Source organism: Ruegeria sp. AM2 (assembly GCF_056540685.1).
Genome location: NZ_JBQFXE010000005.1, coordinates 122,035 through 146,440, shown reverse-complemented (window position 1 = coordinate 146,440; position 24,406 = coordinate 122,035). Strand labels below are relative to the sequence as shown.

Here is a 24,406-nt window from a genome sequence, read left to right as displayed (position 1 = left end):
GGGCAAGCCAATCGTCAAGGGCGGGTCAGCACTACAAAACTGTTTGATTGATTTTCTGCGATTTCAAATCCACGCGCGAGCAAATTGTCGAGCATCCCTTGGTTAGCCTCTTTCCCGACGACGCGCTCATGGGTTTCCAATACGATGACGCGAACGCCCGGCATGTCACCGGCATTATTGAACAGGTCAACCTCGCCACCTTCGATATCCAGCACAATTGCGGTGGCCCGATGCTCGTGCAACGCGGCCTCAAGATCTTTGGTCCGAATTTCGAAAGTCACTTCACTGCCGGCGCGATCCATCAACGAAGAGGACGAAGGGTTTTCGTTGGACGAAAAGGAAACAGTTTCCGGCCTGTCCGGCCCGGACCAGAGAATGGCGTTTTCGCAGCGTATGTTTTTACGGTTGATGCGAAAATTGTGCTGCGCCATTTCAAGATTGCGCGGATCGGCTTCATACACGACCAGCGCATCTTCGCCAACAAGATCATAAAGGAACATACAGGTGGCCCCTATGCATGCGCCCAATTCAACCACACGGTCATCTTTGCGCACATGGCGTTCAATCATGCCAATTTCACGCCACTCGTAGGTCTCTTTCTTAAGTGCGTCCCGAATACCCTGGATCATTCTCGGATGGCGCAAATCGAATAGGTTCCCATGGCAGCGAATGTGCCCGGTAAAGGGTACCCTGGCCTGGTTGCGCAGCCTTTTGGCACCTGTGATCACCCAGGAAATACGCTTTCTTATGCTGTTTTTCAGGCGCCGTTTGCGCCGTTGCGACCAGGTTTCCTGCAATTGATCGTCGTGCTGCGAGGTCAAGAGATTTCCTTTGCTCTATTCCGCATCCAGCGGTCCAAGAAATAAAGCGACTGGACTTTCATCTTATAGCCGTAAGAACTCGGTTCCAATCGCATTCCGCTTTTCGGGTTGAAGAGTTCGCGATCACCCCCGGCGCTCCAAAGATCGTCGAGCATATTCGTTCCCGAAAGCTGTTTGATGCCCTTGAGGCTGAAACCGCGCTTTTTCTCGGAAAGAAGGAAGTCAAGGCCGCGCTTGCGCAATATCGAACGCACAGCGTTTTTGGGTTCAGCGTCCATTGCATCAGAGATCGGTTGCGCCAACCCCCACTCGATCACGCGGTGGTCGAGCAGCGGGGGCCTGACCTCAAGACCCATCGCCATCGAGGTTCGGTCAACTTTCGGAAGCACAGATCCTTCGCAAAACGTCATCAAGTCGATCCGTTGGAGCCTGCGTTTCAGCGGCAATTCCGGGGCGTCATGGCGGCGCAGCGATTCTATCGCCAGTTCCTCCGCGCGTTCGGCGGAGAGGTTTGTAACAACATCGGCGACTTCATCAGGCTGAAGCGTTGGAAAAACCGCACAAAGATGACGATGCAATTCGGAACGGCGGACGAAGGCTGCATCGCGGCTCAGACTGGTTGCTCGTCTGAGGAATGGGGGCCGTAACGGGCCATTGAAACGCGCAAACAGCCGGCCCAACATGTTGTCACCTTGCCCCAAGCCGCTGCGCATTTCCGGATCGTACCAACGGTAACCGCCGAACACCTCGTCGCCTCCGTCACCGGACAGAACCACTTTTAACCCTGCTTTACGTGCGGCGCGCGAAACGGCCATTTGACTTACGATTGCACTAAAGCCCAGCGGTTCGTCGAGCGCGGCGAAAGCCGGATCTATGAAGTCTGTAACCGAATGTTTGTCGATGTTGAGGCGCTGAATCCTCATACCCAGATGATCTGAGGTACGTTCGGCAATCGGCGCTTCGTCATCCTCGGGCGCGTCAGAGTACCCAATGGTTAATGCCTGCACATCGTTGCTGATCGCCGACAGCGATGATGCGATCAACGAGGAATCCAGCCCGCCTGAGAGAAACACACCAATTGGAACATCTGCCATCAGGTGGTCACGGGTGACTTCGTCGACTAGATTCGTAAGTTCATCAATGTCCGGATGTTCCGTCCCGGACACCACGTCTGGCGGGGTCCAGTATTTGCGCAATGTGGTCCCACCACCTGGCGACCATTTTAGCGTTTGACCGGCCTCAAGTTTCTGCGCGTTGGAGAATATAGCCATCGGTGTGGGTACATAGCCCAGCATCAAATACGCGCCCAGTGCGTCTGTGTCTATTCCCCCTACAAAGCCCAAACGCTCGATGACGCGCAAGTCTGAGGCCAGCGCAATTTGCCCGCCTTTTTCGGCAACATAAAGTGGTTTGATGCCAACCCTGTCTCTGGCTGCGAACAAGCAGTGATCCCGGGTATCCCAGATGGCGAAAGCAAACATGCCGTTAAGTCGGGGCACGATCGTTTCGCCCCATTCGGCATAGCCGTTCACGATGACCTCTGTGTCAGAGCCGGACGAGAACCGCCGCCCTTTGGCCTGCAATTCCGACCTCAGTTGGCCGGCGTTATACACTTCGCCGTTATACACAAGAACAAAGCGACCGCAATCCGACCACATTGGCTGCGTTCCCGCGTCGGACGTGTCAACAATCGCAAGCCGCCTGTGCCCAAGGCGGATCGGCCCTGCGACAGGGTCAGACAGCGTGTCAACTCCCGACGCATCCGGCCCCCGGGACGTCATCAAGTCACAAGCGGATTTGAATGTCTCGTCCTGAGCAGACCCGACATCCGGCAATTCACCACTGCTAAATACAAATCCACACATGTTCAGCTCGCCCTGCCAACCATTGCCTTCTTGTGTTCTCCCGAATTTCGACCCGTCTGATGTAAAAGATCGTGCCCGGAAGTGACGGTGCCTTTACCGTTCTTCGCGATGCCGCGTGTCCGAATCCTGGCTCAACCCAGCCTCGGTTCGTTTAATTCCTTCAAGCTTTCGAACAGAAACGCCAAGCCGTCTTCATAGTTTGCGAATCGGAAGAGTTTCTCAAACCGAGGCAGGTCAAAATACCCAATGGCCTCAATGTCGGACATACTCAGATCCACCGGTTCAAAGTCCTTGCGCTGGGCGCGCCAGACAATCGTGTTCGGCTTGTGGGCAGGGTTGGAGGGATCCAGCACAGTGGTATATTGCAGGTTCGGGAAGAAGTTGTGGATTACGGGAATGACTTTGAACACGTCCCCGGTCCAGGCGCGACCCTCCAGGCCATGCTCTTGGCGCGCCGATATTGCAAGTTCTTGCGTGGTCAAAGAACTGAAGAAATCGCCGGGAACTGTGTCGTCGACAATAATAACACCTCCCGTATTCAAAACCTGCAACGCAGCGCAAAAATCGCGCAGGCATTGCTCGAACGTATGCAGCCCATCAAGAAAGATCAGATCATAGGTCTTGTCGCAGCTATGCGTAAAGAATCTGTCAGAAGGCATCTGAAAAAACCGCACGGTTTCCTTCTCAAAACTAGATGTATCGAAAAGGAAATTCGGATCTACCGCATCGCGATTGGCAACTTCAACGGCGTTGAATGTGATGCCACGCTGCACGCCCACCTCCAAATAGTCCGCTGCTCTGATGTGACCTGCAATCCGGTTGATGAGTCTGCTCGACTGCGCAATATCCCGTGGAGGCTTTTGGCTTTGCTTGTTGTTCGCTATAGTTGCACTCGCTTTCTTCTTGTCTCGTCCGGAAGAAGATATCGCCTTTTTTATGAACTTCATGATTTGCCTTTCGGGATCATCAATCCCGGTTCGATTCTGCGCTCGGATAACGGGAATATTGGGCTTGCTGCAACTTACAGCAGTCTATATTTCCGGCACAGAAATAATGCAACTGAGTAGGAACACACAATCTCATTGGTCGTATATACCTGCGTCGTGGGCGGATATGATGTCCCCATCCCGCCCAAATCAAAAGACGCCGGTGTCGACTATATCTGTTTCACGGACAATCCCAATTTGCCGTCGAACGGGTGGGAAATCGTACTTCTGCAGCACAGTTCGGATACGCTTGTAAACGAGACCCGCCGGTCGCGCCTCCCAAAAATACTTCCGCACAGGTATTTGGATCGCTACGAACGCAGCCTGTACATTGATGCGAACTTGGAAGTGACGGCATCGCTTGGCGCGTTGTTTGCTAAGCTTGATGACGCGCCCATAGCGTTTTTTGAGCATCCGGAAGGTCGCCGTGACATCTTTGCCGAAGCTGATGTTTGTATTAGTATGGGCAAGGACAATCCGGATCGGTTGAAGAAACAAACCGCGCGGTATCGAAGCCTTGGATTTGACGGCCGTGCATCGACAGGCCACCAGACGATCCCGGCAGGAATGGCAATACTGCGTCGACACAATGACCCCGCGGTCGTTTCAGCGATGGAAACCTGGTGGTCCGAATACCTGGCCGGGTCCAATCGCGACCAGATGTGCCTACCCTACGCATTGCGCAATTCGGCTGTGGAATTTGATCTGATCAACGAGAATGTGCGCAAAAACGATTGGTTTGTCTGGCAACCTCATCAAAGAACACGGGCGCTGAAAGACCTGTCGAAAGCATACAGCCAAGCCAGTGCGATCATTCTGCATGCGCCCGGTGCCGAGGAAACCGCCAGACGCCTGCTTGCTGACGCTGCACGCACCTCCAAGAGACCCTGGCATCGATTGTTGGGGCGGTTGCGACGGCGACCTGTTCTCTTCGATACCAACAGCCTCGGCATTTCGCCTCATGGTGCACCGGAAATGGGCGTGACATTGGCCGAAGAACTGGCCGACAAGCCGGTTGCGCTTTTGTGTGACGACCCGGATTTGCATGCACGCCACGCGATCAGTTGGGCCACAAAATCCGGTGCTGAATTTGAGCGCCAGTCAGATATTCCAACATCCGAAATTTACGGCGTCGCACGCCGGCGGTCCTTCGAAAACCAGATCAGAGCATTCCTGTCTTTGCACGAAGGTCCCACCGCAATTATTAACGCTAAGGACCTTGAAAACGGAAAGCTCGACTCGCTCCTGCACTGGCTCCGCGCCCAAGGCAGACCCACATGGCCGGTGTTGTTCCGGTCGGGTTTACGAAAAAGGTGGCCGAACTGAGCAAAGAGGACGCCCGACCTGCTTTAAAGGCTGGCTAAAAAAGCACCTTAAAGACGCGTGCTGTCGTGCAGAATTTTGGTCCATTTGGTTTTCTTCTCAATCTCGACCAGTAGATCGGGATCGTCTTTGAGAAGAATAATCGCGCCGGTTTGACGATATACTGGTTGCCAGAACCTTCGTTTAGGCTTGGGGCCGTGTTTTGACGGATCATAATCGTGCTGATCGCAGGGCGATGTGGCCGGAAGCACGGCTGGGTCCTTGCTGTTGGTTATGGGTGTCTTCGCATAAATACGCCAACTCTGAGCTTGCGGTAGGTCCCTCAATACACGATAAATTTCCAACGTTGACATGGCGTTAGGATGACCCGTCCAATCCGACCAGTAGAGTTTAAGGTTTTTTGCATAAAGGTATCCATCGCTGTCAAACCAAGGCTGACGGATGAAAACGAAATCGGTCGCCGCCTCGCAGGCGGCAGCAACGCATTTCTTGGCCATGTCATATCCTGGCAGATGCTCCAGAAAATCGACCATGGTCACGAAGCGGGCGCAATTTGGTTGGGTAGCCAGTTTCGTCACGTCTCCAACAACCGCATCAAACCCGGCCTCGCGCGTTTGAGCGACTTTCCGCGCGTCGATATCAATGCCTATGCCGTTTGTCCCACCAAGGGTTTTTTGCCCAAGTTTCAGCGAACTCCCCTTGCTGCAGCCAAAGTCGATATAGTCATATTCTCCACTGGAAAACGCTGCTTCAAACTCTGATTGTGACATACGTTCATGCCTCCGTTCATGCGACTTCGGTACATCCGAAACCTGTACATCTGCAAGTTGTTTTGCCTATATTTGTCGCCAGTTAACGCAGTAAGAACGGCGAGACAACGTTGCAAACTTTTATGGATTGATTGTTGTGTCGTCAGCGAGATAAGACCACCACAGCATTGTTGGAGGCTTTATGGGACTGTCGGAATCAATCCGTCGACGACTACTGGTAGTTGAAGGTGAGTCATTCTCGACGTCTTTAAAGATTTTTTTTTCCGACCGGAAAACTCGGCGGGCTTACGAATACCAAAAGTTTGGGCGCTATCTGATCGACGACGACCAACATGCTGGCGCGTCAATGTTCAGAAGCGAAACAGACGCGATTATCGCGAACCTTGATCCGGATTGGTATGCGCAGGCCCACGGTCTGCAAGATCCAGGCATCAGCCTAGATCATTACTTGAATGCGGGCCGACAGCGTGCTTTTGCTCCCAATGGTGCCCTTGCCGGTGAAGATGGGAAAACGCTCTCCTGTTGGGGTCTCGAATTTATTGTTCGATGTGGCATAAGCGTCGGCGACACGGCGAAACAAGCGCTGCGCCCGGGGGACAAGCGTGCCCTTGACCCTTTCGGGATCGCGAATCCTGACGGCAAGAAAATTGCCGTTGTGACTGCCATTTTTGGAAACTACGACAGGTTGTTGCCCGTTGACACAGCCTGGACGGACTCGGCGGATTTTTTTGTATTCTCGGAACAGGAATTTGAGTCGTCCGCCCACTGGCAACAAGTTCACTCGCCGTACCATCACGTCGACCCACGCCGGAAAGCGCGATTTATCAAGTTGAATTTGCCGGCTTTTTTTCAAAGTTACGAATGGGTACTTTGGGTGGATGGAAATATTCTGATGTGTTGCGACCCTCGGAACGTGATCGAACGCGTGGGCAGAACCGAATTTGATTTTGCCGTTTTCAAGCATTCTGGCAGAACCAGCGTTCTTGCTGAAGCTGCTGCAAATGCCATTTTCGGCAAGGAGAATGCCCAGGAACTGGCGGCGCATCTAGCACGCGTCGACATTTCGTCCAAACAGGTGGAGCCTCGCCTTTATGAGACCATGGCAATGGTTTTGCGGCCATCCTCTGCGACGGTTCAAAAGCTGTTTGTCAAATGGTGGGGGTATCTGCTGAAGGGCTCGAAACGGGATCAACTGTCCCTGCCACTGGCGATGGCCGAAGTTCCGGAAATCAGATTTGCGTACCTGCCTGAAACGATAGATAAATCGGCCGAGTTCTACCGAACGACGCATCTTGCGAAAGCGGATAAAATATGACGTCCAATCACAATGGCAGAGCGCCAGCCGACGTTATCGTATGTGTTCACAACAGCCTTGAGGATGTAAAACTCTGTCTGGAATCCGTTCTAGCGACACTTGCAGACGAAGATCGTCTGATCATTGTTGACGACGGGTCAGAGACCGAGACCAAAGAGTTTTGTGAAGCAGTCGCCTCCCGTGATAGGGGCCGTGTCCTTTTGATAAGGCGAGACAAAGGAAGCGGTTTCTGCAAGGCAGCCAATCAAGGCATGAGGCAAAGTGACCGCGAAACGGTTATTTTGTTGAACAGCGACACGATTGTTGTCGGAGACTGGATCGGCAAGTTGCACAGGTGTCTGCATGCACACGCCCGCATCGGCATCGCGGGGCCGCTCTCAAATGCGGGAGGATGGCAATCGATTCCCAATATGCCGGGGCCGAACGCATCTCCGAACCTCGTCAAATCCGACACCGAAACGCTGATGGCAATAAACGCGTTTTGCGCCGAGGCGGCGACACGTTTCACCTGTCCGGTGGTTGAGCAAATCAACGGGTTTTGCCTGGCGCTGAAAAGGTCTGTTCTGGACACGGTGGGCTTGTTCGATGAGGCACGGTTTCCCAAGGGCTATGGCGAGGAAAATGACCTCAATTTACGGGCGCAAGAAGCCGGATATTTTTGCGCGGTTGCGATTGACTGCTTTGTTTACCATGCAAAGACAAAAAGTTATTCGTCTGAACAGCGGCTGCAGTTGACGGCAAATGGTCAGGCACAGCTTCGCACGCTATACGGCGAGCAACGGATCAGGAACGCTGTTCGCGGCACGCAACGCAACCCGATATTGCTTGAGATACGCTCAGTCGCCAAGGACGCGTTCGACAAGAATGGCTGGACGGTTGAACCGGAAGCCGCGAGCGCGGACTAGATTTACGGGATAGGCTGGATTTGGGGAAAGGCCAGAACTTCCCTGGTCTTGGTTTTTTGCCTGCGCGACAAATACGCCTGTTTCCGTCGGGATCTACCCATGCGGACTCTCTCGGAATATGCAATGAGCAGGCGCTCAGGTAGTTTCGCAAGTTTGGCCGTTGTCTTTTGTGCAAAAAACTGAGTGCCCGCCTCAATCTTGTCTAGCGGTGATCAGCGTGGCGACATGGTGCCGCATGAGGGACTTGAACCCCCGACCCATCGCTTACGAATTTTGGCGTCGAGTTTTTGCACTGAGCCGGACAGCGCCATAGGTTGTCTCATAAGACCCTACAATTGCTTGACTAATTCGCACTTCATCTTTGGGCACGGTCGCACAGCGTTTCAGAACTTTTGACGAACACGCCCGACTAATGCCCTAGTAATTGACCCCACCCTATCAACGGCTTCCCGCGTAGCTTGTTCTCAGGCTACCCCGCTTCGACGGAGTTGGGAAACACCGATGGGAGTCAGCCGTTGGCTGCCGAAACCCTTCATTAAACCTTCCATTTTAATACGGCCTTAACCTTGAAGGGCGGCACAACCCATGAAGCATGAAACTATACTCGCAAATTGGAAACGCAAAGGTAGACAGCGTGAGTTTACCATGCGCCTCAAAACCCCCGCAGTTCTCGATCACAAGTTTCGCGGACGTGGCCTGAAGCAACTTACCGGCAGAGCAAATTATCGCGCCTTAACAAGGGATCATGAGGCGTTATTCGGAGAGGCATTTGATTTCGAGCGGAACCCGGACCTTCTTTCAGAGCCTAAATATGCTGTCCGCTCAGCAATATTTTTCTGGGTCGACAACAATCTTCACCCCGTTGCGGATCGCGGCATTACACGAAGCGCGACCGATGCGATAACCCGAGCTATCAATCGTCACACTGATAGCTATGACCAACCTTGGAACAACACTCGGCGCATACACCGCGAGGGCACCTTCTCCAATGTTTGCAAATTCTCTGTCGCTGCGTCTAGGTTTGAAGACCAATGAAGATTATTCTGACGATATCGGTTTTGTTCTTGTCTGCTTCGGCGCTCCTTGGCCAAGACATCGCGCTAGAATATGGTCAAAAGCTGTTCACTTACGGATGGGAAGATCAACGGGTTAGAACCGCCGACTTTGAAGCTGTTTTGTCTTTTGAAGGGCAAGACGGCCAACCAACTTATCGCATAGAGTTGTCTGAACCAGTAACTGGAATTCTCACTGTACATACATTCCTGCAGGAGCCTGGACAGTTAGAACTGACAGCATTCAATCGAGTGAGCTACTGCGATGAAGATGTGATCTTTTTAACTGTTCGATACTCGCCGCCACGGTTTGCGGATATCAGGCAGTTTCGTTTTGAAACACACGCATTTCACGCCGCTACACTTCTCCATCTGCATTCAGCACCGGTCGCATTTGAAGCAATCGCACTTCAGGAAATCGGCTTCGATATTGGCTGGCACTACATTGCCCCACAGCCCTATCAGGTAAGGTGCAAATCTAGCCCAAAGGGCTTTGCGCTCGAACTCGTCGAAAGTACTCAAATTCCATAACATCGACTTCAACGCATAAATTTCCTGCCCTACTCAGATCCACTGAAGTCATACGCACAAAAGCCCAACGAGCAACAGACAAGCACGGGCCACATAGCTTAGAAGTTCAGTTCCCACCGTTCTGGCTATTTGCAGGTTCAAGGTGCCTCCCCGACCATAGGGTTCGAGGAGGTGTATTACGGTCTGCACCGACCGCTGGCGGAGGGGTTACGACACCCCGGAATTGGCTCTGTTTGCCAATCCCGAGCGCAGCCTAGCCCGGATGTCTGAAAATCGAACGCGCAAACGTCACCTTTCTGGCTTGCCGAAGGTGTTGATTCCATTTCTAAAATCGGAGTGCTATCCAAGAAGGGTGGTGCCGCTGATAGGACTCGAACCTACGACCCCATCATTACGAATGACGTGCTCTACCAGCTGAGCTACAGCGGCATCCTTCTTTTTCCGCGGCCCTACTATGGCCCTACTAGTTACTGCGCGCCTTCTCTAACCTACTGGCCTCGAACGTCAATTGCGGATGGACCCGCTACTTACGAAGCGATTGCTCTACCAGCTGAGCTAATGCGGCAACGCGGGGATCGTTTAAACCGGCGAAACCGGCGGTGCAAGTGGCGATTGTCGCGACGGGTCAACGCAATCAGCGCTGTTGACCCGTTGGGTCCGATTTCGCATCCTTGCCAAGAGTGGACGAAACTGACGTTCAGTTTTGGCGGTTTCGCGCGTTATTTCAAGTGTTTGATCAGGTCGATTTATGCTCAGATCTTCTCGGAAGACATATTTGCTCGATACGCACCGGGGTCGCGATCCGGAAGAAACTTTGGCCATCGTCAAACCATATCTCAAAGAAATGGGCATTACGCGCATCGCCAATCTGACGGGTTTGGATCGGATTGGACTTCCCACAGTCATGGTATGCCGACCCAATTCACGCTCGGTTGCGGTATCGCTGGGCAAGGGATTGTCACTAAACGCCGCGCGGGCTTCGGGCGTGATGGAGGCGATCGAGTCCTGGTACGCAGAACGGATTGAATTGCCCCTGCGCTATTGCAGCTTCGCCGATCTGGCGGGGTCCGCCAATGTGATCGATGCAGCGCGACTGCCTCAGGTGACGGGCGGGCAGTTTGATCCGCACACCAGCCTTTTGTGGGTTGAAGGCAGGGATTTGGGCGCGGACCAGCCCTGTTGGGTCCCGTATGAGATGGTCGATACGGATTATACAACGTCGCCCGTTGGTGGGGCACGGGCTTTTCCGCGTACGACCAACGGGCTGGCTTCGGGCAACACCCTGCCAGAGGCCAGTTGCCACGCAATCTGCGAATTGATCGAGCGGGACGCCACCACGCTCTGGCATTTACGGGTGGATGATCCGCGTGTCGACCCGGAGACGATTGACGACCTGCGTTGTCGGCAGGCGATGGACCAGATCACCGGGGCTGGTTTGGACCTTGGCATTTGGGACACAACATCGGATATCGGGATTGCCAGTTTTCGCTGCGCGATATGCGAGGCTTCGGAAAATGCCGGACATATCGGCATTGGGGATGGCTGCCATCCTGATCGCGCCATCGCCTTGCTGCGCGCCCTGACCGAGGCGGCGCAGACCCGGTTAACTTATGTTTCCGGCGCACGGGACGATCTGGACCCGGCGGACTTTACCAACGCCGCGCGGAACTGGCGCAGCGGCTACGTCAGAAACCTGATCGACGCAGCGGCGGCGCGCAGAGACTTCGCGGATTGCCCGACTTATGACACTGGATCTTTTGACGAAGACTTGGCCTTGCTCATGTCTCGCCTGTCTGCCGCAGGAATGGATCAGGTTGGTTTGGTCGACTTGTCGAGACCGGATATCGACATCGCAGTTGTCCGCGCGGTTATTCCCGGACTTGAAGCTCCGCATGATGACCCCGATTACGTCGCCGGGCCGAGGGCCAAAGGGGCTGGTGCATGACAGCTGTCGTTTTTGTTGGACCAACACTAAGCGCAGGCGAGGTCTCAGAGCATCTTGACGCCACGATCCTGCCACCGGTCCAGCAAGGCGACATATATCGCGCGGCCAAAGACAACCCGTGCGCCATCGGCATCATCGATGGGTTCTTCGATGGGGTTCCGTCCGTTTGGCACAAGGAATTCTTGTGGGCGATGGAACAGGGGATCACCGTTTTTGGCAGCGCCAGCATGGGGGCACTACGTGCGGCTGAACTGTCCGAGTTCGGAATGATCGGAATCGGCCAGATCTTCCAAGACTACCAGAGCGGCACGCTTGAGGATGATGACGAGGTCGCCGTGTTGCACAGCCCCGCCGAGCTTGGGTTTCAACCCCTCAGCGAGCCGATGGTGTCCATTCGCGCAACCGTATCGCATGCTGTAGATGCGGGCGTCTTGAACCAGGGCGCTGCGGAGCAGGTTTTGGACATCGCCAAGGGCCTGAACTATCGCGACCGGACGTGGGACGCGCTGTTCGATACGACAAACGGGGTCCTCGACCTTTCGGCTTTCCGCGACTGGCTGCCCGCCGGAAAGGTCGACGCCAAAGCGGACGATGCACGAGAAATGCTGGCTGCAATGGCCGCCCATCTGGCCGGTGGCAGCGGAACTCAGAGCCAATTTCGGGTAGAGCGCACCCTGGCCTGGCGCGAGTTGCGCGCACGCATTGACGCCGAGGCGAGCCCCCAAACTTCGGATGCGCAGATGTTGGTGAACGAGCTTCGCCTGACACCCAAACGCTATACCCGATTGCGGGACAAGGCCGCGCTGACCCTGTTGGCGCGGGAAGACACGGATCGCCGCGGCGATGCGCCGGACCGGGACGCTTTGGTGCAAAAGATGTCAGAGCATCGGGTCGCGGCTGGACTGACGCGGCAAGCGGATGTGATGCAATGGCTGCAATCAAACGATCTGACCCCGCAGCAATACGAGGGTTTACTGGCCGACAGGTCGCGAACGGATAGTACACTTGCAGCTCTGAAAGATCAGTTGGATACGGCCATTCTGGCCGAACTAAGGCACGAAGGACACTACGTCGAACTGCGGGATCGGGCGGCGCAGAAAGCGTGGGTTCTGGCCGACCGGAAAACCGGGTTGGAGTCGGCTGAATCCCTCAGCCGAATGCGCCTGCTGATCTGGTATTTCGAAACACGACTTGACCAGACGGTCCCGGATGATCTTGAATCCTATGCAGCCGCGCTTGGGTTAGACGGGCGTGACGCGCTTATTGAACTGATTGAATCCGAGTTTTTGTTTTGCCAATTGAACGGCGGCCCCGCAAATAGTGGCCCTTCCGACTAGGGGGCTGAAAAAGGGGCATAGCGGGGGAGGTGAATATGACGATCTGGCCCGAACAAGCCGAAGACGAGGCACCGGGCACCCGGTTCCTGCTGTATCCGCAATCGCCATTTTTGGAACCGGATGCCCAGTTAGAACTTGTGGAAATCTCGGCCCCTCCCGGCACGATTGGGGCAGGTCCCTCGGGCCCACGCATGTATACCGTGAACCCGGTGGGCAAGACGACGCCCTACGGAGCCATGGTGCCCGGCCCCGGCGGCGAGCAGATGTATCTGCCACCCTGGGACGGCTACATCCAACCACCGCCCGAACCGGATGAGTTTGGCAATTTCATCCACATTGACCCCTCAGACCCCAGTTTCGAGGCCGCCCACCTGTTCGGGTCTGCGCATTTCACGATGGATGTGTGGGAAGGGTATTTTGACCGCCCCATTCCCTGGCATTTCCGCCGCGACTTTGACCGGTTGGAACTGTCGCTGCTGCCCAGCCTCGACAACGCGCATATCGGCTGGGGGTTTCTGGAAACCGGAGGGACATGGGATCACGGCGATGAATACCGCGCCTATAGCCTGAACTTCGATGTGGTCGCCCATGAGATCGGTCACGCGATCATCTACAGCGTGATCGGGATGCCATCTAATGGTGACGCCTCAGGCGAGTATTACGGGTTCCATGAATCTGCCGCCGATATGGTCGCACTGCTGGCATCGTTGCATTTCGGGTCGGTTGTCGAGGAACTGCTGCAAAATACGCGCGGCAACCTTTACACGTTCAACCGCCTCAGTCGGTTTGCCGAACTCTCGCACAATGCGCAGATCAGAATTGCCACCAACGACCGGGTTTTGTCGGAATTCACCCAAGGCTGGTCCAGCGAACACGCGTTGTCGGAACCTCTGACAGGGGCCATGTTCGACATTCTGGTCGATATCTATCACGAACGCCTGTTGGTCCACGATCTGATCACGCCCGAGATGGAGCACCTGTCGGATGAGTTGGAAGGATCTCCGGAATACAGCGACGTAATGCAGCAGATGTTTGACGCCCGCTATGCCGAAAACCCGGATGGCTTCCGTACTGCCTTGTTGGAGGCACGGGATTTTCTGGGCTCTTACCTTGCGGATGCTTGGAGCATGCTGGATGCCGACATGCTCAGCTATTTCGGTGTTGAACGCGCATTGCTGGTCGTGGATCAGGAGATCACCGGCGGCGCATTCCGCCAGATCATCGAAGGCAATTTTCGCATGCGCGATATCGGCCTGACAACCGCTGGCCCGCGGTTGGCGGAACCGGACGCGACAAGCCATGCCTCATCCGTACGCACCCGTGTGCCGGACTGAGGATCCGCAAGCGGCTTTAATTTTTGGCTGTTTTGTGGCATTTTACGCCCACGGGGTGATTGTTTTAGAAACGAGGCGCGCTTTTCACGCGCCATGCGAGAGGGGGGAGATGAGGTCTTGGACGTCGTCAATCCCGTCATAGGGAGAATTTGATATGTCCGAATCCTTACTCAGTTTTTCCGAAGTGTTATTGTTTGGGCGCTTGCTTCATGATCTGAAAATCAAGACGGCTAAAGCGACCGCGGACGTTGACGCCCGGCTGCTGGCCATCGACAAAATCCCGCTCAAGACAGACCTTTCAGTGGCTAATGACACTATCGATGGCGCCACGGTGGCCGATGATGACCCGGTGCTGGTCGTAGCCTATGGGAAAAAGCGCGCCGGTCTATACAAAGTGGTCGTGGATTCAGGTGATCCAGCCAAATATCAGCTGAAGAACCGCACAAAGGTCGACGAGGATGACCTGGTCAAAATCACCGATGGCGACGACTACGCGGACACCTATTGGGAGCAGATTTCCGATACCAGCGGTGCACCTTTTCGACAGGAATTCAGGTTCAGGAAGCAGCTTTCAGAAAAGCTGGGGGCCAACAAGCAGCTCAAGGACCAGTACGGAGACAACGCCCGTCTGGCCCGGATTTACGGCTTTTCCTATGAAGGAACCTATTTCGACCTGCCCGAACCGACCGTTTTTCTGGTTCATGGCAAAGGTGTCAGCGCAACCGACGGCAACAAGCCAGGCGATCTTGCGTCCCGCGCTCCGAACGATCCTTCGTTGAGTGGCGTTGCAGCGGCCGATTTCCAGATCGCTGACGACATCCGTGTCTGGAATTACGACAAGGCGGACTACACCATTCGGATGGACGTCATGACAGGCCAGTTCGAACAAGTGCTGCTTGATATTTTCTTCGGCTTCGACAGCCCCGCGATCAGCGGAGCAAAAGTCAGCGGCGCGAAAGTGAGTGGCGCAAAGGTCAGTGGTGCCAAAGTCAGTGGGGCCAAGGTCAGCGGCGCGAAAGTCAGCGGTGCAAAAGCGCGCGGCGACTGATTAGAACGAGATACCTGAATGGGGGCGTGCCGAATGCGCGCCCCTTTTGCGTTTAGAACCCGGCCTTCTTCAGCCCGTCGACAAAGTGCTGGGTGTCGTCTTCCAGCCGGTCTGGTAGCACTTTGGCCCAGCGCGACAATGAGAAATTGGGATGTGCCGTCCGGTGCTTGTCGGCAATCTGGCGCGCGATATCCATATTTCCAAGCTGCGCGTGGCTGGCGGCCAGCATCCGCTGCCCCTCGGTCGGGTTGTTCATCTTGTTGACCGAAGTGATCACATCATCATAGCGTTTGAGATTGTAATAGGCCCCGCCTAGATGCCAGAGGTACTGATCCGGGAAATAGGGGTTCAATCGCATCGCCTGCTGCAGATGTTTGATCGCGGTTTCATTGTCGCCGGAATGGGCCAACGCATCCGCATAGTCCGAGTGCATGTCCGCATCGTTGGGGTTCAGCGACAGCGCACGTTTATAGGACTCGATCGCCGAGTCATGTTCCTTGCGATAAAGCTGCACAAACCCAAGCTCGCCAAATCCTCGGGCATCGGTCGGGTCCAGATCCACCGCGCGCTGCGCCAACGACAATGCCTTGTCCAGCGCCGCGTTGGGGTCTTCGGTCCAGGAATAGCGCCAGTCGATGTTCAGCGTCCGCGACAAGGCCGCCGCCGCCCGCGCATAGCCTTCGTCGCGCTCCAGAGCAGACTCGTAGCAATGTTGCGCTTCGCGGTTGTCCTGGCGCGTGTATTTGAAGATGTGGTGCTGACCGCGCAGCACCGAGCCATAGGCCTGAAGATCGGATGGGACCGACTGCACCATGCGCTGTTTTTCGTGTGACTCGATCATCACGGCCGTGGCTGCGACAATACAATCCGTGACCTCATCGAGAATATCAAAGATGTCATCAAGCTTTCGGTCAAACCGCTCGGCCCAGATAGTGCGTTCGCTTTTGGCATCAATCAGCTCGGCGGTAATCCGTATCCGACTGGACGACCGGCGCACATTCCCACGCGCGATATAGCGGACATTCAGCCGGCGCGCGGCCTCTTGCGGGGCCATGGATTGAGCCTTGAAAAAGAACGAAGAATTCCGGGCGATGACGAACAGGTTTCGGAACTTGGACAAGTTCATAATGATGTCGTCTGTCAGGCCTTCGGCGATCCAGTTGTCATCTTCCTCCCCGCCCTGACTGACAAAGGGCAGCACGGCAACAGAAGGCATGTCCGGGCGTTCCAACACCTGAGGGCTCATCTCGGGCCGCAGGGTCGCGGCCATGGTTACGCCTTCAACCTCGCTGCGGACGCAATAGGTCGGCACCGGTGACAGGATATTTTTGAGCTGTTTGGGCCCCAGAAACTCATACCCATAACGCAGCCGGTTGCGTATCTGGTCATAAACCGCGGAACTGACATAGACGCGCTCTGGCTCAGCTATTTCCTGGAGCCTGGCAGCGATGTTCACATTGTCGCCATGCACGCCGCGTTCATCCAACAGCACTTCACCCAAATGGACGCCTGCCCGAAACTTGATTTGTTGCTGAGGCGTCTGGTCGGCATTGTGCTGTGCGGCGATGCGATGCAATTCGACACCGAATTCAACGGCGCTTGTGGCCGTCTCAAACAGCATGAAAATACCGTCGCCGCGCACCTCGACGACATCCCCATCGTACCGAGCGCTGGCGGCTTCAAGTTGGGACAAAAGCGATTTCAATGCGTTATATGTATCAAACTCGTTCTCGCTCATCAGTCGCGAGTAGCCGACGACATCGGCAAACAGTACCGCCCCAAGCTTTTGTTTGATCGGTCTTTCTGACCTGCCATTGTTCACTGATAATACTCGACTTTTCTATATCGTCGAATCCGACGAATAATATGTATCAAATTTTTGGTCGACTGCGCGTGAATTTTCAATTATCGCCCGCAGACAGAGGCGGCCAGCACCAGCCGGACGGTGTATTGGGCCCAAACGTCACCACCGTTTCATGCCCCAGCTGGCGGATAAGTTCCTTTCGATGCTCCATCCATTCTTGGTGCAGCAAACCGACAACCACCATGTCATGGAATTGACCATTGGCATACCAGGCCTGACGCATGGTGCCTTCGATTTTGCATCCAACCTGACTGATAAGGTCGCGACTGATGTGATTATCCGCCCGGTAGTAGGACGTTATGCGATTGAGACCCAATTGCTTGAAACCGAAATCCAGAAGCAGCGCTATTGCGCGGACCGCAACGCCCTGGCGCCGAACCGACTTGTCGATGAAGACCGGAATGACCGCGTCGCGGTTAACCTGTGAAATCGCTTCCAGACCGACCATGCCTTGGCGCTGACCGGACTCGGATTCAATGATGAACCAGCACTTACCGCAATCGCGCGTCGCACAAACGGCGTCGCCCCAGATCTCTTCGGTCTGCAAAAGGTTTAGCGGCACACGCGACGTGCGATCAAAAAACGCTAGATCCTCGACGTCCTGAAACCAGCGCGCGACACTCTCAAGATCCACCTTCTCCAATGGGCGCAACTTAAACAATCTGGTCGAAGAATTGGACAAAGGAAAACCGCCCCCTGAAATGAAAAACAATAAACTATGCGGACGATACTACCACAATAGAGTGTAAAACAAGAAATCAGTTTTTCGTGCTACGTGTGTGGGATGCGGCAGATCGCCTATTCGTACGCTTGTTTCGGCAGATACCTGATGAAGACTAAAAAAACTGCATCATGTGTGAGCGGGGTCACAGACCGCACATGCATTGCCGACTAATCTGATGGTGTTAACGAGTTGGCGCTCATGTTGAGTTCAGAGCGCAGAATTTCATTGTCCTCCCTGTGACTGGGCGCGCTTTCTTAGGCGCGCCCGTTTTCGTTATAGAGCCTTTGACCTTTTCTGACAAAAAAATGGCTGAAATCTGAAAGCGGCACCCGGGCCCGCTCTCCATATCTCTTTCATTATTTTATGAGGAGATCGTTGCATGACCCACATCCAAAAGAGAATTGAAGCGCACACACTGCAACAATTGATCGCTACTGTGGACAAAAGCGCCGGCCAGGGATGGGTGCCCGTCGGGCAACCGACAAAATCCGAAAACGGATACATCCAGGTGCTTCAGCGCACATGCGGCCTGTGCTGACCAAAAGCGCTGGCATCCCGCCCGGAAGGATATCTTGCATCTGCTCGGAAATCTGAGGGGCTGGCGTGGGTGAGTGGGTTAAGGCCAGCCCCTCCTGAGGGGGTACACGGATCGATTGAAGCGGTCCGTTGTGATCACCGTACCAGTGGAACAGAATCACGAAAATTGGGGAAATCCCTTAGGTTTCGCCACTATTCGCCATGGTTTCGGATTCAGTAACAGTCCGTTTCCTTTGATTTCGTGGACACAATTCCGCCACAATGACAAACTGTCACCGTGGGCGGCATGTTTTGATTTTAGCACGTACCAGTTTTTTACTGGACATAGAGGGGGTTATGAGTGCAGCGTGCCGCCCCACGAGTTTCCCCACAATTCGACCTCGGGAATGTCCGACGCACGCCATCGGATCGGCACGGAAACTTAATCTGGCCGACATATTCTAGTCATCTGCGCGAATTACTCCAGACTTGCGACGCGTCCAAGAGGGTCTACGATTTTTGAGGGGGTACGAGTTTGGCGCGTCGCACCCGGGTTCCGGGGAAACGGGAACACTTCGCATCTTCCAAGCCGGCGGCCTGAATCAACGCTTATTCACTCTGATTCAAAATAGACGTTCCCGAAAAACGCTCTGGCGACCCCGGCAGGATTCGAACCTGCAACCTGCCCCTTAGGAGGGGGCTGCTCTATCCAGTTGAGCCACGGGGCCGTGTAAAGCTGTCTGTATCCGGCTCTTTTTACCGTGTCTTGTGTTTTGCGCAACAGTTGAACAGATCGCCCTGTTCACGCTACCATTGACCAAACAAACAATGCAGGTGCCCCCGGTGACAACTGAAACTAAACGCCCGCTTACCCTCCGCGATGTCTCGGAGGCGTCCGGAGTTTCTGAAATGACAGTCAGCCGGGTGCTGCGAAATCGGGGAGACGTATCGGACGCCACGCGCACGCGCGTTCTGGCCGCCGCGAAAGAGCTGGGATATGTGCCCAACAAGATCGCGGGCGCTCTGGCTTCCAGCCGGGTCAATCTGGTCGCCGTGATCATACCCTCTCTGTCCAACATGGTGTTTCCCGAAGTTCTGACCGGGGTCAACCAGGTGCTCGAGGACACGGAGTTGCAGCCGGTGGTCGGTGTCACCGATTATCTGCCCGAGAAAGAAGAAAAGGTTCTGTACGAGATGCTCTCGTGGCGGCCTTCGGGTGTGATTATTGCGGGGCTTGAGCATACCGAAGCGGCTCGTGCCATGCTGGATTCGGCGGGTATTCCGGTTGTCGAGATCATGGACACCGACGGCAAACCCGTGGATGCGATGGTGGGCATTTCGCACCGCCGCGCTGGGCGCGAAATGGCGCAGGCGATTTTGAAGGCCGGGTACGAACATATCGGGTTTATGGGCACTAAGATGCCGTTGGATCACCGCGCGCGGAAGCGGTTCGAAGGATTTACCGAAGTTCTGGGCAAGCACGGCATCGAGATTGAAGATCGCGAGTTCTACTCGGGTGGATCTGCTCTGGCCAAGGGGCGAGAGATGACAAAGGCGATGCTGGACCGATCACCCGAGTTGGATTTTCTTTATTATTCAAACGACATGATCGGGGCGGGTGGCCTGTTGTATCTGCTGGATCAGGGCATCGACGTTCCCGGACAGATTGGTCTGGCGGGATTCAACAATGTTGAACTGTTGCAGGGGTTGCCGCGAAAGCTGGCGACGATGGATGCCTGCCGACTGGAGATCGGTCGTCAGGCGGCCGAGATTATCGCGAACCAGCTTCAAAACCCTGAGGCCGAGATTGAAACCCGCATCACACTGACCCCCAAAATCAGCTTTGGTGACACGCTCAAGCGGCGCTAAACGGGTGACACTTCGACAGCTCGACAATCGAAGCGCGCGCGCGATCTTTATGGATCGCCATGCCTTGCTTGAACAACCCGCCGGAGGGGCCAAGGGTGCCGATCTTCTGAATCTGATCCATCGGCTTGGGTTCGTGCAGCTTGACAGCATCAACACCGTTGCTCGCGCCCATGACATGATCCTGTATGCGCGCAGACCTGCATATCGACCGCCCCACCTCAAACGTCTCTACGAACGGGACCGGGCGTTGTTCGAACACTGGACACATGACGCAGCTGTCATCCCGATGGAGTTTTACCAACATTGGCATCTGCGGTTTCAGCGGGATGCAGAACTGCTGAAAGCACGCTGGAAAAACTGGCGCCGGGACGGGTATGAGCAGAAATTCAGCGACGTCCTGAGCCACATTCGTGATCATGGACCTGTTTGTTCTGCGGATGTTGGTCAGGACGAAAAGAAGAGCTCGGGCGGCTGGTGGGACTGGCATCCGTCCAAAACCGCGCTGGAATACCTTTGGAGGTCAGGTGCGCTCACCGTCATTGGTCGAGACGGGTTCCAGAAACGCTATGACCTGACCGAGCGCGTGATTGACGAACATCTGAGACCGGAAACCGTCCCATGCGATGAGGCCGAAACCATAGACTGGTTGTGCAATGCAGCGCTGGACCGGTTGGGATTTGCCACGTCCGGAGAGCTGGCCGCATTTTGGGATACAGTGCGCCCGGCAGAGGCAAAAATATGGGCAGAAGAGGCTCTGATAAAGGGCAAAATCGAAGAAATCTCTGTCGAATGCGCAGATGGGCGGTCACGCAAAGTATTTGCGCGTCCGGACCTGATCGACAAAAACACGTCGTTATCTCCCGCGCCCGGGCGGATGAGGGTTCTCAGCCCCTTTGACCCGATGCTGCGCGATCGCAACCGCGCCGAGCGCCTGTTTGGGTTCTACTACAGGATTGAAGTATTTGTCCCGGCCCCCAAACGCGTCTACGGCTATTACGTCTTTCCCTTGCTTGAGAAAGACAAGTTGGTCGGTCGGATCGACATGAAAGCTTGGCGGGACAAGGACGTGCTTCTGGTCAACGCAGTTTGGCCGGAACGATCGGTCAAATGGACGGATGCCCGAACGCGTAGGTTGGAGGCCGAGCTGGATCGCGTGTGTCGGTTCGCCAACGTAGGACGTGTGGAATTTGCGAAAAACTGGCTAAAAGACCCAAAATAGGGTCTTCTATGCTTCTTTCTGATCAAGCGCGTGCAGCTCGCCCAACAGGTCCAGCAGCAATTCGTGGCGCTCACGCCCCAGCAATCTTCGCGTTTCCTCGGCCTGTTGTTTGATCGCTTCGAGATTGGCGTAGATAATCTTTTTGCCTTCTTCGCTGATCTCAACGATCTGCCGCCGCCCGTCATTGGGGTCGGGACGCCGCGCGATCAGGTTTTTTTCTTCCAGGTTTTTCAGTATCCGCGTCAAGCTTGGCAAAAGCAGACAGGCACGATCGGCGATTTGTGTCGGCTCCTGCGGGCCCTCTTCATTCAAAACCCGCAGCACGCGCCATTGCTGTTCGGTGACGCCGACATCGGCCAACACCGCGCGAATAGGCCCCATGACCTTTTCCCTTGCCCGCAGCAAAGCAATCGGCAAAGAGCGTGACGTCAGTGGAAGATCGCCGGTCATACGTGATTTTCGCCGAATTCCAAGAGTATAGCAAGTTTTGAACTGGGCTGAATTGGATTTTCCTGCTCCAGGCTAGCCCCGCATAGTCAAAGCGGCCTGCGCATACCCCCCAGACGCACCATCCACGAAATGGACGTGATCGTCCTGCGTTGCCGATGGAACAAAGCAGGTCATCATGGCTTCTTGTTGGGCGTGCAAACCAAAGCGAATTTTGCCCTTGGCTTGCGCGTCCTCCAGCAGCAGAGTGATCTGCGACAGAGTCTCGGAATCGCAATCCAGCGTCATTTTCAACCCATCATCGAATTTGCGAAAGTCGGCGTTGCGGCTGACCATTTTCTTGTAATGCGCAGGCTCAAATTGACCCAAACGCAGGCCCGATTTGAACAATAAGGCGATCAGCAAATTCCCGATCAGCAGCCGCAGCTTCTGAGCGGTCAGATTGCGCCCAGCGCGCGATACGTGGGCGTCAATTCCAACCCCCGGCGGTGGCCAGTTGATTGGCGGGCCATTCGCCGGAACCGGATGACCGGCGCGTTCCAGCGCCTCGGCAATAGACAGAACGGATTGGGCCAGATCGGCAAAATCCTTTTCATTAGAGTCTGTTTCAGGCTGAATCACCAATGAGACGATCTGGCCATGTCGAGCGCGGCTATTCGACCACCTGCAAGACAGCCCGGTCAGGTCTGGCTGCTCGTCTGGTCCGGCCGTGGGAACCAGACCCTCGCCCGCTTTCATACGCGCCTCGGCCCAGGCCAACCCGCCGCCGGAAAACATCGCATAGTCTACACCCGAAGAAGGTGCATACCGGGCCACGCGCAGATCGCGCCCTGCGGCCCGGATATCGGATACCGGCACAAGCGCCGCCCGCAGTGCGATCTGGAACTCTGCCTTGGCCCAACTGCGCAACGCCGCCAATGTCTGCCGCGCCGCTTCTGTATCAGAGGCGGGAACGGCAAAGGCTGCGCCGTCGCCTCCGAAAACATAAGGAAAAACCTTCCCTCCCAGCGCGTTGATCATGCCCGAGATAACGGCAGCACCGACCATGTTGACTGTCTTATATCGACCGCGCGCAATCTCACCTGTCGAGTCCACAATATCTGCGACACCAAGCACCCAATCTGCTGGCAATGGCGTAAATTGCGAAGGGTCGCTGAGACCAACGAAATCTTCCGAAATAGGAATCGTTTCATAAAAATTGCTGTCCGAGGCGGTCATAATCTTCCCTGAAATCACTTTTGTCTGATCCGCAGATAGCTCAATCGTGAAGCATTTCAGCCCCTTGCAACAGACTACACAAGCTTGTGCATGGTCTTTGGACGTGTCAAGCAGACCCGCGAGGAGGACGGAAATGCAGGCAGGATTGGTGGTTTTGTGTCTGGCCTATGTGCTCAGCCAGTTTTTCCGCGCGTTTTTGGCCGTTCTGACTGTCGATCTGGGCCGCGATATCGGCGCCACGGCTGAAGATCTGGCTTTCGCATCTGGGCTTTGGTTTTTGGTATTTGCCGGCATGCAAATTCCGGTCGGCTGGGCGCTGGACCGGATCGGGCCGCGGCGCAGTTCGGCCATCTTGCTGTTGGTCGGTGGCGCGGGCGGCGCGGCGCTCTTTGCGTTTGCGACGGCACCCATTCATGTCAGCCTTGCGATGGCTTTGATCGGTGTAGGTTGCTCACCGGTGCTAATGGCGTCCTATTTCATCTTCGCCCGCCAGTTCCCCCCAGCGAAGTTCGCCACACTGGCGGCTGTAATGCTGGGCGTCGGATCGGTCGGAAACCTTGTGGCCTCATACCCTACGGCGTTGGCCGTGGAATGGGTGGGGTGGCGCGCAACTTTGGCCGGGTTGGCCATCATATCAGCCATCGTGGCCTTGGGCATCTGGACAACTGTCAAGGACCCGGAACGCGTCGAAACCGAACACAAGGGTTCCGTGCTGGATCTGCTCAAAGAACCGGCCCTGTGGGCGATCCTGCCGCTGATGCTGGTGGCCTATGCCCCGTCGGCGGCGCTGCGTGGGCTTTGGGCAGGTCCCTACCTACGAGATGTGTTTGATCTGAGTACGACGCAGATCGGACAAGCCACGCTGATCATGGGGACCGCGATGATCGCGGGCACATTCGCCTATGGTCCGTTGGATCGGCTACTCAAGACCCGAAAATGGGTGATTTTTGGTGGAAATGCCCTTGGAGCGTTTGCCTTGGGTCTGCTGTGTTTCTGGATCGACAGCACCGTTTGGCAATCGGTAGTCCTGTTGGCGGTCATCGGATTCGCCGGGGCCAGTTTTCCGGTCATCATGGCCCACGGACGGGCCTTTGTCCCGGCGCATCTGGTCGGCCGGGGTGTGACCCTGTTGAACCTCTTTGGTATTGGAGGCGTAGGCCTGGCGCAATTCGCGACCGGTCGCATCCACGCGGCAAGCGCTGATCTGGGACCAACAGCACCCTATACGGCTATTTTCGGGTTCTTTGCTATCACCCTTGCCATTGGTTGTGTGATCTATCTATTCAGTCGGGACAGCATCGACTGAACCAACCGGAG

Annotated in this window: 20 protein-coding genes and 2 tRNA genes; 12 read left to right on the top strand and 10 right to left on the bottom strand. The window is 55.3% G+C overall.

Going from position 1 to position 24,406, the window contains the following annotated elements:
- Window positions 1-14 precede the first annotated feature (14 nt).
- From ACR0CR_RS12260 to ACR0CR_RS12250, 3 genes are all read right to left on the bottom strand, one after another.
- Window positions 15-629 carry an FkbM family methyltransferase gene (locus ACR0CR_RS12260; protein WP_480599422.1) on the bottom strand — a complete coding sequence of 205 codons (615 nt, stop codon included), beginning with the start codon at window positions 627-629 and terminating at the stop codon, window positions 15-17.
- 188 nt (window positions 630-817) lie between these two features.
- Window positions 818-2,686 carry an asparagine synthase (glutamine-hydrolyzing) gene (gene asnB / locus ACR0CR_RS12255; RefSeq protein WP_480599420.1) on the bottom strand — a complete coding sequence of 623 codons (1,869 nt, stop codon included), beginning with the start codon at window positions 2,684-2,686 and terminating at the stop codon, window positions 818-820.
- A gap of 131 nt (window positions 2,687-2,817) precedes the next feature.
- On the bottom strand, window positions 2,818-3,459 hold the full coding sequence (locus tag ACR0CR_RS12250) for a class I SAM-dependent methyltransferase (protein WP_480599418.1): 642 nt from the start codon (window positions 3,457-3,459) through the stop codon (window positions 2,818-2,820).
- A gap of 309 nt (window positions 3,460-3,768) precedes the next feature.
- Between ACR0CR_RS12250 and ACR0CR_RS12245 the strand changes: the two genes are divergently transcribed.
- A complete protein-coding gene (locus ACR0CR_RS12245; RefSeq protein ID WP_480599415.1) occupies window positions 3,769-4,998 on the top strand; it encodes a glycosyltransferase domain-containing protein in 1,230 nt (409 codons plus the stop codon).
- 47 nt (window positions 4,999-5,045) lie between these two features.
- On the opposite strand, the gene ACR0CR_RS12240 is transcribed toward ACR0CR_RS12245, so the two are convergent.
- Complete coding sequence (locus ACR0CR_RS12240; protein ID WP_480599412.1) at window positions 5,046-5,765, bottom strand: methyltransferase domain-containing protein; 720 nt, start codon at window positions 5,763-5,765, stop codon at window positions 5,046-5,048.
- 181 nt (window positions 5,766-5,946) lie between these two features.
- Between ACR0CR_RS12240 and ACR0CR_RS12235 the strand changes: the two genes are divergently transcribed.
- The 4 genes from ACR0CR_RS12235 (at window position 5,947) to ACR0CR_RS12220 (ending at window position 9,568) form a co-directional block, all read left to right on the top strand.
- Window positions 5,947-7,080, top strand: a complete 1,134-nt coding sequence (locus ACR0CR_RS12235) for a glycosyltransferase domain-containing protein (protein ID WP_480599409.1) — start codon at window positions 5,947-5,949, stop codon at window positions 7,078-7,080.
- Complete coding sequence (locus ACR0CR_RS12230) at window positions 7,077-7,985, top strand: glycosyltransferase family 2 protein (RefSeq protein WP_480599406.1); 909 nt, start codon at window positions 7,077-7,079, stop codon at window positions 7,983-7,985. The genes ACR0CR_RS12235 and ACR0CR_RS12230 overlap by 4 nt, the downstream gene beginning before the upstream one ends.
- A gap of 585 nt (window positions 7,986-8,570) precedes the next feature.
- On the top strand, window positions 8,571-9,020 hold the full coding sequence (locus ACR0CR_RS12225; RefSeq protein ID WP_480599403.1) for a hypothetical protein: 450 nt from the start codon (window positions 8,571-8,573) through the stop codon (window positions 9,018-9,020).
- Window positions 9,017-9,568 carry a hypothetical protein gene (locus tag ACR0CR_RS12220; protein ID WP_480599400.1) on the top strand — a complete coding sequence of 184 codons (552 nt, stop codon included), beginning with the start codon at window positions 9,017-9,019 and terminating at the stop codon, window positions 9,566-9,568. The genes ACR0CR_RS12225 and ACR0CR_RS12220 overlap by 4 nt, the downstream gene beginning before the upstream one ends.
- A 353-nt stretch (window positions 9,569-9,921) precedes the next feature.
- Here ACR0CR_RS12220 and ACR0CR_RS12215 read toward each other — a convergent pair.
- Window positions 9,922-9,997: transfer RNA gene (locus tag ACR0CR_RS12215), tRNA-Thr, on the bottom strand.
- Between the two features lie 346 nt (window positions 9,998-10,343).
- On the opposite strand from ACR0CR_RS12215, the gene ACR0CR_RS12210 reads away from it, so the two are divergent.
- The 4 genes from ACR0CR_RS12210 (at window position 10,344) to ACR0CR_RS12195 (ending at window position 15,232) form a co-directional block, all read left to right on the top strand.
- On the top strand, window positions 10,344-11,513 hold the full coding sequence (locus tag ACR0CR_RS12210; RefSeq protein ID WP_480599397.1) for a YcaO-like family protein: 1,170 nt from the start codon (window positions 10,344-10,346) through the stop codon (window positions 11,511-11,513).
- The gene (locus ACR0CR_RS12205) at window positions 11,510-12,850 is read left to right on the top strand and encodes a TfuA-like protein (protein ID WP_480599394.1); all 1,341 of its coding nucleotides are present in this window, start codon (window positions 11,510-11,512) and stop codon (window positions 12,848-12,850) included. Before ACR0CR_RS12210 ends, ACR0CR_RS12205 begins: the two co-directional genes overlap by 4 nt.
- Window positions 12,851-12,885: 35 nt before the next feature.
- The gene (locus ACR0CR_RS12200; RefSeq protein ID WP_480599391.1) at window positions 12,886-14,184 is read left to right on the top strand and encodes a gluzincin family metallopeptidase; all 1,299 of its coding nucleotides are present in this window, start codon (window positions 12,886-12,888) and stop codon (window positions 14,182-14,184) included.
- 154 nt (window positions 14,185-14,338) lie between these two features.
- Complete coding sequence (locus tag ACR0CR_RS12195; protein ID WP_480599388.1) at window positions 14,339-15,232, top strand: hypothetical protein; 894 nt, start codon at window positions 14,339-14,341, stop codon at window positions 15,230-15,232.
- A gap of 52 nt (window positions 15,233-15,284) precedes the next feature.
- On the opposite strand, the gene ACR0CR_RS12190 is transcribed toward ACR0CR_RS12195, so the two are convergent.
- From ACR0CR_RS12190 to ACR0CR_RS12180, 3 genes are all read right to left on the bottom strand, one after another.
- A complete protein-coding gene (locus ACR0CR_RS12190) occupies window positions 15,285-17,054 on the bottom strand; it encodes an adenylate/guanylate cyclase domain-containing protein (RefSeq protein WP_480599385.1) in 1,770 nt (589 codons plus the stop codon).
- A 79-nt stretch (window positions 17,055-17,133) separates the two neighbouring features.
- Window positions 17,134-17,748 (bottom strand): GNAT family N-acetyltransferase, encoded by a 615-nt coding sequence (locus ACR0CR_RS12185; RefSeq protein WP_480599580.1) that lies wholly within the window; start codon window positions 17,746-17,748, stop codon window positions 17,134-17,136.
- Between the two features lie 1,239 nt (window positions 17,749-18,987).
- A tRNA-Arg gene (locus ACR0CR_RS12180) sits at window positions 18,988-19,064 on the bottom strand.
- Window positions 19,065-19,179: 115 nt separating this feature from the next.
- On the opposite strand from ACR0CR_RS12180, the gene ACR0CR_RS12175 reads away from it, so the two are divergent.
- Window positions 19,180-20,205 carry a LacI family DNA-binding transcriptional regulator gene (locus ACR0CR_RS12175; RefSeq protein ID WP_480599382.1) on the top strand — a complete coding sequence of 342 codons (1,026 nt, stop codon included), beginning with the start codon at window positions 19,180-19,182 and terminating at the stop codon, window positions 20,203-20,205.
- 4 nt (window positions 20,206-20,209) lie between these two features.
- Complete coding sequence (locus ACR0CR_RS12170) at window positions 20,210-21,424, top strand: winged helix-turn-helix domain-containing protein (RefSeq protein ID WP_480599379.1); 1,215 nt, start codon at window positions 20,210-20,212, stop codon at window positions 21,422-21,424.
- A 6-nt stretch (window positions 21,425-21,430) separates the two neighbouring features.
- Here the strand turns inward: ACR0CR_RS12170 and hpaR are convergent, their stop codons facing one another.
- Complete coding sequence (gene hpaR, locus ACR0CR_RS12165; protein WP_480599376.1) at window positions 21,431-21,874, bottom strand: homoprotocatechuate degradation operon regulator HpaR; 444 nt, start codon at window positions 21,872-21,874, stop codon at window positions 21,431-21,433.
- Between the two features lie 72 nt (window positions 21,875-21,946).
- Window positions 21,947-23,089 (bottom strand): DUF3095 domain-containing protein, encoded by a 1,143-nt coding sequence (locus tag ACR0CR_RS12160; protein ID WP_480599374.1) that lies wholly within the window; start codon window positions 23,087-23,089, stop codon window positions 21,947-21,949.
- A 133-nt stretch (window positions 23,090-23,222) separates the two neighbouring features.
- Between ACR0CR_RS12160 and ACR0CR_RS12155 the strand changes: the two genes are divergently transcribed.
- Complete coding sequence (locus ACR0CR_RS12155) at window positions 23,223-24,395, top strand: MFS transporter (protein ID WP_480599371.1); 1,173 nt, start codon at window positions 23,223-23,225, stop codon at window positions 24,393-24,395.
- Window positions 24,396-24,406 lie beyond the last annotated feature (11 nt).

Bases quoted from the DNA above. Each gene is read 5' to 3' on its own strand.
- ACR0CR_RS12230 (WP_480599406.1), top strand. From the start codon at position 7,077: ATGACGTCCAATCACAATGGCAGAGCGCCAGCCGACGTTATCGTATGT.
- ACR0CR_RS12195 (WP_480599388.1), top strand. From the start codon at position 14,339: ATGTCCGAATCCTTACTCAGTTTTTCCGAAGTGTTATTGTTTGGGCGC.
- ACR0CR_RS12220 (WP_480599400.1), top strand. From the start codon at position 9,017: ATGAAGATTATTCTGACGATATCGGTTTTGTTCTTGTCTGCTTCGGCG.
- ACR0CR_RS12240 (WP_480599412.1), bottom strand. From the start codon at position 5,765: ATGTCACAATCAGAGTTTGAAGCAGCGTTTTCCAGTGGAGAATATGAC.
- asnB (WP_480599420.1), bottom strand. From the start codon at position 2,686: ATGTGTGGATTTGTATTTAGCAGTGGTGAATTGCCGGATGTCGGGTCT.
- ACR0CR_RS12160 (WP_480599374.1), bottom strand. From the start codon at position 23,089: ATGACCGCCTCGGACAGCAATTTTTATGAAACGATTCCTATTTCGGAA.
- ACR0CR_RS12260 (WP_480599422.1), bottom strand. From the start codon at position 629: ATGATCCAGGGTATTCGGGACGCACTTAAGAAAGAGACCTACGAGTGG.
- ACR0CR_RS12225 (WP_480599403.1), top strand. From the start codon at position 8,571: ATGAAGCATGAAACTATACTCGCAAATTGGAAACGCAAAGGTAGACAG.
- ACR0CR_RS12205 (WP_480599394.1), top strand. From the start codon at position 11,510: ATGACAGCTGTCGTTTTTGTTGGACCAACACTAAGCGCAGGCGAGGTC.
- ACR0CR_RS12155 (WP_480599371.1), top strand. From the start codon at position 23,223: ATGCAGGCAGGATTGGTGGTTTTGTGTCTGGCCTATGTGCTCAGCCAG.
- ACR0CR_RS12200 (WP_480599391.1), top strand. From the start codon at position 12,886: ATGACGATCTGGCCCGAACAAGCCGAAGACGAGGCACCGGGCACCCGG.
- hpaR (WP_480599376.1), bottom strand. From the start codon at position 21,874: ATGACCGGCGATCTTCCACTGACGTCACGCTCTTTGCCGATTGCTTTG.
- ACR0CR_RS12235 (WP_480599409.1), top strand. From the start codon at position 5,947: ATGGGACTGTCGGAATCAATCCGTCGACGACTACTGGTAGTTGAAGGT.